11 protein-coding genes and 1 pseudogene are annotated in these 12,179 nt (G+C 44.7%); 7 read left to right on the forward strand and 5 right to left on the reverse strand.

The genetic code is table 11. The annotated features are described in order from the left end of the window. From NDA03_RS12295 to NDA03_RS12305, 3 genes and pseudogenes are all read left to right on the forward strand, one after another. A pseudogene (locus NDA03_RS12295) lies at positions 1-96 on the forward strand (IS5/IS1182 family transposase); the annotation flags it as partial. A gap of 77 nt (positions 97-173) precedes the next feature. Then, the gene (locus NDA03_RS12300; protein WP_348238142.1) at positions 174-1,127 is read left to right on the forward strand and encodes a DUF3578 domain-containing protein; all 954 of its coding nucleotides are present in this window, start codon (positions 174-176) and stop codon (positions 1,125-1,127) included. A 123-nt stretch (positions 1,128-1,250) separates the two neighbouring features. Further along, positions 1,251-3,221 (forward strand): hypothetical protein, encoded by a 1,971-nt coding sequence (locus NDA03_RS12305; protein ID WP_348238143.1) that lies wholly within the window; start codon positions 1,251-1,253, stop codon positions 3,219-3,221. A gap of 92 nt (positions 3,222-3,313) precedes the next feature. Here the strand turns inward: NDA03_RS12305 and NDA03_RS12310 are convergent, their stop codons facing one another. Together NDA03_RS12310 and NDA03_RS12315 are read right to left on the reverse strand one after the other, a co-directional pair. Then, positions 3,314-4,132: a DUF3598 family protein gene (locus tag NDA03_RS12310; RefSeq protein WP_348238144.1), complete on the reverse strand. Its 819-nt coding sequence runs from the start codon at positions 4,130-4,132 to the stop codon at positions 3,314-3,316. Positions 4,133-4,178: 46 nt separating this feature from the next. Next, positions 4,179-5,081, reverse strand: a complete 903-nt coding sequence (locus tag NDA03_RS12315) for an ABC transporter permease (protein ID WP_348238145.1) — start codon at positions 5,079-5,081, stop codon at positions 4,179-4,181. Between the two features lie 179 nt (positions 5,082-5,260). Here NDA03_RS12315 and NDA03_RS12320 point away from each other — a divergent pair, with 179 nt between their 5' ends. From NDA03_RS12320 to NDA03_RS12335, 4 genes are all read left to right on the forward strand, one after another. Next, positions 5,261-6,136 (forward strand): GNAT family N-acetyltransferase, encoded by an 876-nt coding sequence (locus NDA03_RS12320; RefSeq protein ID WP_348238146.1) that lies wholly within the window; start codon positions 5,261-5,263, stop codon positions 6,134-6,136. 126 nt (positions 6,137-6,262) lie between these two features. After that, on the forward strand, positions 6,263-6,826 hold the full coding sequence (gene def, locus NDA03_RS12325; protein WP_348238147.1) for a peptide deformylase: 564 nt from the start codon (positions 6,263-6,265) through the stop codon (positions 6,824-6,826). Between the two features lie 17 nt (positions 6,827-6,843). Continuing rightward, the gene (locus tag NDA03_RS12330) at positions 6,844-7,038 is read left to right on the forward strand and encodes a hypothetical protein (RefSeq protein ID WP_348238226.1); all 195 of its coding nucleotides are present in this window, start codon (positions 6,844-6,846) and stop codon (positions 7,036-7,038) included. 215 nt (positions 7,039-7,253) lie between these two features. Next, the gene (locus NDA03_RS12335) at positions 7,254-8,612 is read left to right on the forward strand and encodes a PrsW family glutamic-type intramembrane protease (RefSeq protein ID WP_348238148.1); all 1,359 of its coding nucleotides are present in this window, start codon (positions 7,254-7,256) and stop codon (positions 8,610-8,612) included. A 57-nt stretch (positions 8,613-8,669) separates the two neighbouring features. Here NDA03_RS12335 and NDA03_RS12340 read toward each other — a convergent pair whose 3' ends face one another. The 3 genes from NDA03_RS12340 to NDA03_RS12350 form a co-directional block, all read right to left on the reverse strand. Beyond that, the gene (locus tag NDA03_RS12340; RefSeq protein WP_348238227.1) at positions 8,670-9,728 is read right to left on the reverse strand and encodes an alpha/beta fold hydrolase; all 1,059 of its coding nucleotides are present in this window, start codon (positions 9,726-9,728) and stop codon (positions 8,670-8,672) included. Positions 9,729-9,916: 188 nt separating this feature from the next. After that, entirely contained in the window at positions 9,917-10,525 is a 609-nt protein-coding gene (locus NDA03_RS12345; RefSeq protein WP_190432632.1) for an exopolysaccharide biosynthesis protein, read from the reverse strand. Between the two features lie 922 nt (positions 10,526-11,447). Beyond that, positions 11,448-12,074: a hypothetical protein gene (locus tag NDA03_RS12350; RefSeq protein ID WP_348238149.1), complete on the reverse strand. Its 627-nt coding sequence runs from the start codon at positions 12,072-12,074 to the stop codon at positions 11,448-11,450. Between the last annotated feature and the right edge of the window lie 105 nt (positions 12,075-12,179).

The raw sequence follows: 12,179 nt of genomic DNA on the forward strand, positions 1-12,179 counted from the left end.
TTTTCAGGACGTTATCGCAATCGCAGGCAGAGATTTGGTTTGCGCTTAAACCTAATTGCTGGCTTGCTGAACTACGAACTGGCACATGCCTCCTGATTCATGCAGGAGGTCTATTGAAGAACCAATCTGGTAACAACTAGCATAAATGAAATCTAGCTGAGGAATTAGTACGAATGCTAGAAAACATAATTGAGAGAGTTTTATCGGAGTACTCAATCGTTAGTAAAGAAAATTTTAAAAAGCATTTATTTGCTAGTTATCTGAGAAATGATGTACCAGTTTCGTTAGATACTTATCTAAAGCTTCCAGATATTTATAGCATCGAAGCATCCCCAGGAAACGGCTCATGGGCAAATATCCCTTGGATTGCTATTTTCAACAAGCTCGTCACAGAAAGTGTAAGGTTTGGTTTTTTCGTTGTCTACCTTTTTCGTGCTGATTTTTCTGGTGTCTACCTATCACTTATTCAAGGTACAGCATCTCAGAAAGAGATTTACGGACTCGGACGTTCAAAAGAAGTTTTGCGAAATCAATCCAAGATATTTAGAAGGATGATTTTGACGAAAATTGATATAAATATTTATGAGAAAATTGACCTTAAGCTTGAAGCAATTCCTAAAGAAACCACTGCTAGACGATTAGGACAAGCTTACGAAGCAGGTAATATTTTAGCTACTTATTATTCTAGAGATGCGTTACCATCATCTCAAAAAATGCTTGAAGATTTATTGAGATTTATTAATATCTATGAAGAATTAATTGAAAATCAACCTTCTGAGGCTCCGGGAAGTGATTCCTATTCTGAAGAAGTTTGGCTGGAAGACTTAACAAAGTATAGGATTCATCGAAGAGTAGAGAGAAATCAAGCTCTGTGTAAGAAAGCAAAAGAAATACATGGATATATATGCAAGGCTTGCGGATTCGATTTTGAAAATCGTTACGGAGAAATTGGAAGAAACTATATAGAGGCTCATCATATTGTTCCAATTTCAAGTTTAGAAAAAACTAAAGTTCAGCTAGATCCATCAAAAGATTTTACTGTTTTATGCTCTAACTGTCACCGCATGATTCACCGAATAAAACCTACCCCAAGTTTAGAAGAGTTCAAAGCAATAATCAGAACATAAAGAAGACTATTAAGCGATCGCTTCCATCTTGCCCAAAGCGCGATCGCGTTTATCTTGCCCAAAGCGTGATCGCTTCTCTTTACTTATGGCAAAATCGGAGCAGCTTAATTACCTCTGTTGCTGATGAAACGGTTTTTTATTTTTCGTCACGCGGTGATACCATCCGTACTGGCTGTAGCAATATTGGCTTGCAACGCCAAAACCACTCCCTTATCTAAGGCAAATACACCCAGTTCAGACGCTTCTCCCTCAATTAGCAAGGATGCAAATGGCTTAGTTCAGATTCAGCCGCTACCCGTTGATGGAAAGTTTCAGAACCAGTGGACACCTGAACTGGAAAAAGAGTTTCAGCAAAGAGCGAATGAGGTTATTCGCTACTACACGGGTAAAAAATATAACAACAACAGTGGGGAAAACGAAAAGCAAACATATCCTCTTGCCATGTTTGACTTTTTAGCTGGCAAGCGGGAGAAAGCGATCGCCTTCTTAGAAAAGGAAGACAAACAAGCCAAAGATAACGCCCACACTGACGGTATTGACTATTACTATTCTTTTACTCTCAAAGGTCAAGTTAGAAAATATTTTTTCTTTAGCAAATTTCTAGATTCTTCTTACAAACAACGGATGTTTGACGGGGCAAAAAAATGGACAAAGCAAGATCCGAATGGTCGCCCCCACCCAATTTACGGGAGAGGTCGTGGCGGTGATGGTTGGGGGCCAGATGTGCGCGGTAGCTGGGTAGATGGGCGCAATACCGATAATCTTAGAGCGATGCGCGAGATATCGGTTTATTTAATGGCGGAGGAAACGGGTAATGAAGAGGTGCGCCAGTTATACAAAAAGAAAATTCAGCGATATGTCTGGGCACTTTATCACATCGGGATGGGCGAGTGGGATTCAGAAAATTACCACGGTCATACTCTAGCTGCATATCTGAATCTCTACGATTTTGCCAAAGATCCAGAAGTCAAACAACTTGGTAACGCTGCTCTTGATTGGCTTTGCGCTGCTGGAGCAGTGAAGTATTATCACGGCGGTTTTGGAGGGCCAACGAAGCGAGATTATAACAAAAGTAATGTTGTTTATGGTTCATCTGCCGCTCGTTTACTCTGGCTATATTTTGGGGATAATTCGCTGCCTAATCCTAAACCAGAACACGATTCAATTCACGTCATTACTAGCGCTTACCGTCCCCCACTCGCAATTGTGGCATTAGCTCGCAAGCAGTTTAAGAAGCCGGTTGAACTACTCGCTACAAAACCAGTTTATGAAAATTGGAAGCCTGGAGGAGAAGACCGACCGGGTTATTGGGAAACTACATTTTTTGGCAACACTTATCAGATGGGTAGTATAGCCGGTGAGTTTAGCGATGGTGATGTTGGCCCTTTCAAATTGATGGCTGAAAATTCTAAGCGAGGGGTTGATTATTTTGTCGTTAACACGGGCGACGACCGAATGAAGTCCGGGAAAAATCCAGGCGATCAAATAGGGCAATACCGCAACTTAGCGCTTTGGCTACGACCTGCTTCTGATAAATCCTTTTTTTTACAGTTACCTAAAGCAGCGAAAATGGAAATAGAAGATAACCTTTGGTTTATTAAATTAGAAAATACTTGGTTAGCCATTCATCCAATTAATCTTAATTCTTCTACTACTGAAGTTAAAATTCAAGATAAGAAAGCGGCGCAGCTTTATCAAGATGAAAAGATATTAAAAGTAACCACGACAGACAATCAATATGCTGGCTTTGCTCTAGAAGTAGGCGAAGCAAAAACGACGGGTAGTTATGAAAATTTTAAAAAAGCTGTAAAGACTAAGATTCAGCTAGATTTAAGCTTAATAGCAACGGGCACCGTGCAGCTCAAAGGAACAACTGGCGATACTCTCAAAATCACACATAATTCTAAGAACGAGCTACCAATTCTTATCCGGAACGGCGTCCAGCATAACTGGTTTGAAAATTTTGAACTCTACAAGTCGCCTGAAGGGAATAGCCCTATTTCTCTTGGCTGGAAAACAGGAAAACTTCGTGTTGAAGCGGGTGGTTCAGTGTTTGAAGAGACTGTTTCAAAGGATGAGAAGGTGAGTTTTTAATTATCTTTTAAACGCAGAGGTACGTGAAGGTTCACGCAAAGGTTCACAAATTTAAAAATTTTTCTGTGCTTCTGTGCGATTAACTGTGTTTGTTACACTTTGCGCTCTGTAACTAGGGTAAGGCTAATCCATTCTCCTTTATCGCTATAGCGGCGAATCATTCGCTGACGCAAATCAGGCTTCAATAACCAACCTACTTCTAGAACAAAAGATTGACCCGTTTTTACTTGCAGCGGACAATTGGAAGAGGCACCATCCGGTAAGAACAACACTTGAACGGGTAGGGAACCTTGCTCGAAGCGGAGAATGTTACCGTTCATTCTTGCAGTTGAGGTAAAGATGCGATCGCCAAAGCTCAATTGCTGAATTACGTTACCACTCTCTTCATAATCAACTTTGAGTGTAGTGGAATAAGTATCGGGTGAGCGATAATCTGGATAGATTGTTACTGCTTCTCCCTGCCATTCTCCTATCAGTTGGTCTAGGGTTAGATGTGGTCGCTCCGGAACGTCTGAATCAGCTAGCTTCTCTCGAATTAAAGTAATTTTATCTAATTGACCGTCTCGATTAAATATCTGCACTAAGCGCAGACGCCGGTTGCCGTCAATTAAGCCAAGTTCAGCTCCAAATTCGGAAAAAGGAGCGAGTTGAATCGAACCTTGGGAAAAAGCTCCATTTTCAAAAAATAGAACGCTTTTTCCTAAGGAACTATATTCGAGAACTTTCTCGTCTGGGGGTTGACCAGGTGGTAAGCGGCGGATGATTTGGCGAATGGTGTGGTTATTGTCTAGACCTTCTAGGGAAACAACGGTAGGAGTATCTTCCTGTAATTCTCCAGTAGAGGAGAGACGGGTAAATGAACCTTGCCATTCCCCTAAATTTTGCAGCAAACGTTCCCATTGTGATGCCATAAAAATTTTTAATTTTTAGTTTTGATTTTTGAGTTTTAACTGCCAACTATCGCAAAGCAAAGCGGCGGACAGCAAACAAACTTCCCATTAAGCCGACTGAACCGCCTAAACAAAGCAAAATCAGCGGCAACATTAAAACTTGGAGAGGGCTTAATTGCAGTCCGTTCGCCAGAAATTGAATAAAATCGGGTTGGGCTGATAACAAATTGCTCAAAGTACGCTGAATCGTGCCAATCAGAACCCAAGCGATCGCTGCCCCAACTAAACCAAAGCTAATGCCTTGTAATATAAACGGTAGATAAATCCAAGCTGTCGTTGCTCCCACCAGTTGCATAATCTCGATCTCGCGCCGTCGCGCCATCACAATCAGGCGAATCGTGGTGGTAATTACTGCAACTGCGGTCATCGTTAGGACAGTAGTAATCGTAAGACTTACATAGCTCAAACCTTTATTGAGCTGAGCCAGCCGTTGTACCGCCTCATCGACATACTGCACGTCATCTACTCCTGGCACTTTTCCCAGCTTCTGCGCTAAGACAGGTACTGCCTCAGAAGTCCGCGCTTTTACTTTTAGTTCATCCACCAGAGGATTCCCTTCGAGTTGCTGGGTGGCACCATCAATCTCTGACATTCCCAGCTCTTTGACCAAGGATTCCCAAGCTTGCTCTTTGGAAATAGTTTTTACATCGACCACTTCTGGCATTTTTCCCACGATTGGGGCAACAAGTTCCACCCGCGCTCCGGGATCTAAATATACCGATACTTCCACCTGGCTCCCAAATTGAGTCAGCAGGCGTTCTAGCTGCCAGGATGCCTGTAAACTCATGCCGAATAGGAACAGCAAAACGGTAACGGTGCTGATTGCCGCCCAATTCATCCACCCTCCACGCCGCAATCCTAGGAAAGTTTCGCGCAGCAGGTAGTCCAGTTTACTCAGGAATTTAAACACGAATTTCCTCCTCAACCACAGCCATTATCAGAGAGTTTATAGCATGGGCGTTCCATTCTTTGAAAAGTGGATTTTAGGGCTGCATTAGATTCTACTCTCCCGAACCGCTACCACTTGCCTTGAAAGCCTAAGTTGTTGTAGTATTTGTAGTATAAAGCCTTAATAATTATGCTTAAGTTATGAATCAGTATCGCTTTAAGCGGTCATTCTCTAGTGACTCCAGTTTAAGTAATAAGTTGTTTGACTTAGTTGAAATCGTATTTCCTGGAATAGGGAAGTTAACAGAATGTGGAAGAAAATTAGGCGCATCCTGGGAAGATGCTTCGACTCCGTTTATTCGCTTTCATGACGGCATAGCTATTACCCATGTAGGAGTGTTAGAAATTCCTATGCAAATTATGGGACAAATGGTGACGGTGGGGGGAGTACATGGAGTATGCACGAGGACGGAATTTCGCAGGCGCGGCTACTACCGCGAAGTGATGGAGGAGGCGCTAGAATATTGCGATAAACGCTACGAGACGCTGGTATTGACAACACCGAACCCAGAGTTTTATACGCCTTTCGGTTTTCGTAAATTAGAAGAATACGTGTTTAAAGTTAGATGGGATTCTCGGAGTAGCAGGGATGGTTTTAGAATACTGAATTTTGATAATGACAAAGATTTGAAATTGTTACACAGACTATTAGAAACTCGGACACCTGTTTCTAATATTGTTGGAGTGGTGAAAGAGAAAGCCGTATTTTGCTTCAATGAAGGAAGTCACCCTATATACTATGCAGAAGAATTGGATTTAATCGCTTGCATGGAGATAAAAGATACCCAACTCCACCTTTTTGATATCGTGGCAACGCAGATATGCCCATTGAAAGAAATTATCAACAGAATACCCCAAACCATTGAAGACGTGACGATATACTTTAGTCCTGAACTTTTGGCTCCAGGAGATATCACAGCATTTCCCCACACGTTTGATGAGACGGTGCTGATGGTGAGGGGGAAATTTGCAGGAGAGGGAGAAAAATTTATGCTACCGCGTTCGGCGCGTTGTTGATGAAAGTAGGTGTTGGGGGACGAGAGTAAGTGAGTTAAGCAGTAAGGGAGCCAACAACTGAGAACTGTTAAGATAAAAAAACTCCACCCATTGAACATATAAGCTGTATCTGCGAGCCAGAATGCTATGACGACTGAAGTTGCCGTCGAAAAGATAAAGTTAGAAAAACCGCCATTAGAAATTCACTATATGGGCGATCGCGTCCTGCGTCAGCCAGCTAAACGTATTGCTAAGGTAGACCAGGAAATCCGGCAGCTGATTCGGGAGATGCTGCAAACCATGTACAGCGCAGATGGCATCGGTTTGGCAGCCCCCCAAGTGGCAGTGCAAAAACAGCTGATTGTCATTGACACCGAACCGGATAACGCCGCTAATCAGCCTTTAGTGTTGATTAACCCGACTATCAAGAAATTCGGGCGCGACTTGTGTATGTTTCAAGAAGGCTGTCTTTCTATTCCTGGCGTTTATATCGACGTGAAGCGCCCGGAAATGGTGGAAGTGGCTTTTAAAGATGAGCAAGGACGCCCCCGCACCATGAAGGCGACTGGACTCCTCTCCCGCGCTATTCAACACGAGATGGATCACCTCAATGGCGTGCTGTTTGTGGATCGGGTGGAAAATGCGATCGCTTTGAATGAGGAGCTGAAAAAGCATGGCTTCTCCGCTCAAGCTGTCAAGCCAGTAGCTTAAGGATATCACCGCCCATGATGACCCCAAAAAGTGGTGTATTTTTGCTCGGTTCTTGCGTAGCAGCGATCGCTGCCGTTGGCTCCATTTTTGAACTGGCTTCTGGAAACCCCGACTTGGGCAACTTGCCTACAGGGCTCATCCTGGCTGCCAGTATTCCTCTCGTTGGATTGCTGTTCTATGCCGCAGTTCGGGAAGCCAACTCTCACCAATAAATAGCATTGAATCAGGGTGATAGAAATCAACAAAAATCACCTAAGAAAGTTTGAGACCCGGTTTCTTCAAGAAATCGGGTTTCTTCTGATAGGGTTTTTTGTGATGATGTGCTGAGTTGTTAGCTTTTAGCCGGAGAGATGGGGTGAATCCCAGCCTCTACAACTCCCCACTAATTGCTAAGCTATCGCTAATCGCTTTCTCGCAATCTACTAAAATGACAGGCCAGAGCTACACAAGTGGGTTTCTCCGGCTGCTTTCTACTGGTGCTGCTGGTACACCACTGCCCCCATACTTGCTTCCGCTCGATCGGGAGGTCGTGATTGGGCGCGAACCCAGTTGTCAAATTGTGTTGGATTCTAACCAACATGGTGTTGTATCCAGGCGTCATGCGGCAATCTGTCCCCTTACTCAGTCGGGAGTAGCACCCAATTGGCAAATTTGCGATCTCAACAGTGCCAATGGTACCTACGTGAACGGGAGACGTCTACAGGGATGTCAAATTTTGCACGCAGGCGATCGCATTGAGTTGGGACAAAACGGCACAGAGTTTATTTTTGAGTTTCAAACTCCCTCAATCAGAACTCAACTGTCGTCTCAGCCATTCGCACCAGTGCAGCCATCCCAGCCGGAAGGAGTGACATTTACCCAGTTATTTCCGATTTTTTCCACCGGACGAGATTTAACGAAAAAAGCTTATCTAGTACCGGGGATGGTCACAGTCGGATTTGTGGTCTTGATGTTTGCCGCTGTCGGTGAGTCAGTGGTATTCAATCTGTTACTGGCAGCTTATCTGGCTTGGGCAGCTTATTACTTTGTCTACCAACTTTGCGGCAAGCATAAGCCTTGGTGGGTACTCCTGGGTTCAGCCGTCACAACCGCCTTGATTTTAGTCAGTCCTGTCTTACTAGCTTTTATCTATGTTTTTCGCCGTGTTTTGCCCGGAGACGTAGAAGCGGTACTCCGAGGTTCGGAACAGGTTAGTTTGATTGACTTTCCCAGTTTGCTGATCCGAATGTTTTTCGGGGCAGGATTAATGGAAGAGTTGCTCAAGGCGTTGCCGGTGCTGGGATTGTATTTAATTGGGCGGGGATTTCGCTCTCCCTTGCGCGATCGCATTGGCGTCTGGGAACCCCTGGATGGAATCCTGCTGGGAACCGCCTCAGCAGTTGGCTTCACCCTGTTGGAAACACTGGGTCAATACATCCCCCAGATTATCCAAAATGTGACACTACAAGCTGGAGAAGGTGCTGGAGAATTGGTGGGATTGCAACTCCTGATTCCCCGAATTTTAGGATCGGTGGCAGGACACATGGCTTACAGCGGCTATCTAGGCTATTTCATTGGGCTGAGTGCCCTAAAACCCAAGAAGCGCTGGACAATTTTGCTGATTGGTTATCTGACAGCATCAGGACTCCATGCGTTGTGGAACGCTACAGGCGCTGTCAGCGGCTTGTTGTTGGCGGTGGTGGGAATCATTTCCTATGCCTTTTTGACCGCAGCAATTCTCAAAGCGCGGGCTTTATCTCCAACGCGAAATTCAAATTTTGCCACCCGTTTTACTGCCCCGCCATAGTTAGTAGTGCAATTAAAAATTAAGGATGTAAAATGGCAACTCTTACATTTTGCATTTTTAGTTTTTAATTTCCTTATACCATTCTAAAATTCGATTCCACGCCCACCAGGGATCGGGATCTCCTATTTGACGCTGACATTCCCGGCTACTGATGTAGCCTACATGACCACCATATTGCGTCAGCACTAAAGTAATGTCAGGATTGCGATCGCTAGCCGCTTGCAACTCAGGCACAATTGAAGGGTCAAACATCGGATCGTCAGCGGCGTACAGAATTAGAGTCGGTTTTTTCAGGTGAGGTAACAGGTGTAGGGCACTACTAGCGTCATAATACGCTTCGACGGATGGAAAGCCCAATCGCCCGATTACCAATTCATTATCAAAGCCCCAAATGCTGTTAGCCCGCTCAATCGCTGCGGGATCGATGGCTTCAGGATGAGCATGATGAACGCGCCAAGCCAGTCTTTTCAATTCTCGCGCGATCGCTTGTTCTAAATACTTACCCAACGGGTGTTTCACCAAATAGGATAGGGAACGGTTAGAATCCAGGCTAGGACAAATCACCGCAGCCCCGCCAATCTCCCTTTCCTCCAAACCTAATTCCTGTCCTCTCCCGGTTAACAACTCCTGTGACGCTTTTACCGCCCATAGCGCCAGTTGCCCTCCCAACGAGTACCCCGTGAACCAGAACGGTGCAGGACAACCCATCGCCTTAGCTTGGGCAGCAATGTAGACAAAATCTTCTCCCTCGTATAAGCCATCAGAAGTCAAGGTAGGAGACAACTGAGCGGTTTTTCCGTGGGCACGCCAATCAAATAGCACTACTGCATAACCTTGTGCAAATGCCTTGCGCCCCAACAGTCTCAGAAACCATTGATTCTCCAAATCGCCGGTAATGCCATAAGTCCCCACAATCGTACCGTGAGGGCGATCGGGGATAGCAACCCAGCCATAAATCGGCACATCTCCGGCACCTGTAAAAGTTGTCTCCCGGTAACTTGGCTCCGGATCTACAGTCGTCTTCTCCCACTCGCGACCCGCCTGCAAAGCAGTATATAAGGTCATTGACAGACCATTTCTCAGCAACCAAGGCGGTGTGTAGGACAAATTCGGCATCAACAAGCGCATCTGTGGAGTTCTGAGCATGAGCTGAGCATTACTTAATACAGCTTAACAAAGTAATGCTGGGTGCCTACAGCCTAACTGAGATAGTGAAAAATAATCATTCTAGAGGTATCAAGATATGCGCCTTTACACTTCTATCTTGTAACCCCGAAGAACGAGAAAGCCCTCAATTATAGAATTTACTGAAGCAAGCTTTGCAGCAACGAACTCAACGCTTGCCAGAACGTGCCAGCAGCCACTGCAAACAACAAAGTAATCGCAGCAGTTAATCCATAACTGAAACACATCAGCAAACCATCGGCTTCTAGCATGGCAATGACGAGTAGCAAAATCCCAATTGTTGGAATCGGATTCGTAAAAGGGATGGGTAACATCAGCAACACAGACAGCCATGCAATACAAAGCCCGTTTAATTGCCAAATTTGAGGATTTTCTGCTATCCAGCGCAACCGGGGACGAGTCACTTTCTCTAGCACCCCTGTGACTCGTTGCAGGTTTTTTAAAAGTTGCTGAGCAAACCAGCGGGGAAATTGAAACTGGCGAATTCTTTTAGGTAGCCAAGGAAAACGTTGCCCTAAAGCCATTTGCAATGCTAATATCAAGCTGCCGCTACCCAATATGACAGTAAATCCGGGTGGCATCGGAAACAGAAACGGCAAAACAAGTAACGCGATAACTAAACTAAAGCCCCTTTCAGAAGTTTCTGCCAGAACATCCGCTAGAGTTAACGGTTTATTCGCTAACTTCTCTAGAAGAGACTTGATATTTTGAGAGAATCTGAGGTGCATGGGGTGTTAAATTCTCGGCTTTTAGGTCAACTTTTTTTCAATAAATAAATATCTCTTCTAATTTTAATGTAAAGTAAGATTGCTTTTTTCGACTGCACTTAACTATTGGTCAGAGAAAAAAATGCAGTGGTGAAAAGCAGAGCAACCCTTGCTTTTACAGGCAGAACAATTAAATAAATCCCACTAAATAGGGATGTTATCGAGGGGACTCTCATTACTTGGTATAGCAAGAGATGTTTGCACAATTGCGATCCCCTACCTTATTTTAGCTAGCCATTCTGTCGGATGAGAATATCCTAAGAGATACTCAATCTTGCAGTTACTTACTCACTTAGGAACAACTAGCTATGCCAGCAGGAAGAAGTGCTGTTGACTTCCCGGAGTGGAGGTGTTTTACAAAGAGCAAGCAAATTTTTCAAACGCCTAACTTCGCCAAGTGTCAACTACTCTAACAACAGAGCGAAAATACCTCTAACGATTGGTGCGTATCCTTTCCAGGGATTCAGTAATGGGGAATTATTGTACCAGACCAGAATGCTCCTTAACCAGTAGAAGCGATCGCCTGCCAGGGTCAGAAAAAAATAATGATGTTTTGTAACAAAAATTCTAGTTCTTGCATAAAAACCAGAATTTGACCGATATCTATACAGAGGGGACGGGTCTACTGATAAGCAGACCCTCGTTAACAACCCTCCAATCCTCTCCCACGTCGTCCATAGGAGCCTCTAGAATGACTGATTAAATGAACTGTTGGCAAAATGCCATCATCGATGTGTTGGCATCGATCGGCACTATAAGGCAGCCAGGAATCGAAGTACACCTTCCTGATTCCTTGTGTGAGACTCATTGGGATTATTCTTAAGCGCCAATCAAAACGAAAGTTACGCTCGATATTACGCAGAGAATAAATCTGATCAAGTGTCTACTCAGGTGACTTATTTTGTGCTGAAGAATTAAGGTCGTTGAATTGTCTGAGCGCATACCGGGCAACTGCTAAACTCAACCGTGCCCGTTCGCTCTCCGATAACTCATCCCACTCAACTGGGCGGGCAATTTCAGCTTCCGAGCCTCGCATAGCGGAAGCCAAAGGACGCGCCCATACCTGCAACACATCTTCTCCCCATTCCGGCACCAGCTCTTGAACGCACTGTACCATCTGATCTGCGATTGACAGAGGGCTTGATACAACCTGTTGGGCTTTGTGAGCGATCGCATCCAGCCAAGCTTGGGGAACGCGGGCAGCAAACCGCTCGCTTAAACTAGATGTAACTGCGATCGCTGTTGTCGGCGCAACTGCCACATTTGTATTTGCCCAGCATTCATCGAACTTTGCATAGAGTGCTTGCGACCCCCTACTAATTTCTTCATCTAACCATCCCTCAAGTTCAAACCCTTGTTCCAGCTCTGTCCAATAGGCTTCCACATTTGGATCGGCAGGATTCCAGGGATAGGGAGCTTCTTCAGGCTGGAGGAGTGCCTCTAGTAGTTCTGCTTGCACTTGAGAAAGAGAATTCTCATAAAATCCTTCGATTGATTTCCTTGCCATCATGATGCTCCTGTGTATTGATATACCGTTCTTGGCAGGGGTAGCTACAGCGGCACTTTGGCGAGTTCCGTAAATATTATTTAGCACTCAGTATTCTGTAGGGCGATC

Source organism: Trichocoleus sp. Lan (assembly GCF_039961855.1).
In the GTDB taxonomy this organism is placed as follows: Bacteria; Cyanobacteriota; Cyanobacteriia; order Cyanobacteriales; family FACHB-T130; genus FACHB-T130.

What these genes read in the sequence shown, in the direction of transcription:
- NDA03_RS12300 (WP_348238142.1), top strand. Translation starts at nt 174, where the DNA reads ATGCTAGAAAACATAATTGAGAGAGTTTTATCGGAGTACTCAATCGTT.
- NDA03_RS12305 (WP_348238143.1), top strand. Translation starts at nt 1,251, where the DNA reads ATGAAACGGTTTTTTATTTTTCGTCACGCGGTGATACCATCCGTACTG.
- NDA03_RS12320 (WP_348238146.1), top strand. Translation starts at nt 5,261, where the DNA reads ATGAATCAGTATCGCTTTAAGCGGTCATTCTCTAGTGACTCCAGTTTA.
- NDA03_RS12310 (WP_348238144.1), bottom strand. Translation starts at nt 4,132, where the DNA reads ATGGCATCACAATGGGAACGTTTGCTGCAAAATTTAGGGGAATGGCAA.
- NDA03_RS12345 (WP_190432632.1), bottom strand. Translation starts at nt 10,525, where the DNA reads ATGCACCTCAGATTCTCTCAAAATATCAAGTCTCTTCTAGAGAAGTTA.
- NDA03_RS12335 (WP_348238148.1), top strand. Translation starts at nt 7,254, where the DNA reads ATGACAGGCCAGAGCTACACAAGTGGGTTTCTCCGGCTGCTTTCTACT.
- NDA03_RS12330 (WP_348238226.1), top strand. Translation starts at nt 6,844, where the DNA reads ATGACCCCAAAAAGTGGTGTATTTTTGCTCGGTTCTTGCGTAGCAGCG.
- NDA03_RS12350 (WP_348238149.1), bottom strand. Translation starts at nt 12,074, where the DNA reads ATGATGGCAAGGAAATCAATCGAAGGATTTTATGAGAATTCTCTTTCT.
- def (WP_348238147.1), top strand. Translation starts at nt 6,263, where the DNA reads ATGACGACTGAAGTTGCCGTCGAAAAGATAAAGTTAGAAAAACCGCCA.
- NDA03_RS12340 (WP_348238227.1), bottom strand. Translation starts at nt 9,728, where the DNA reads ATGCCGAATTTGTCCTACACACCGCCTTGGTTGCTGAGAAATGGTCTG.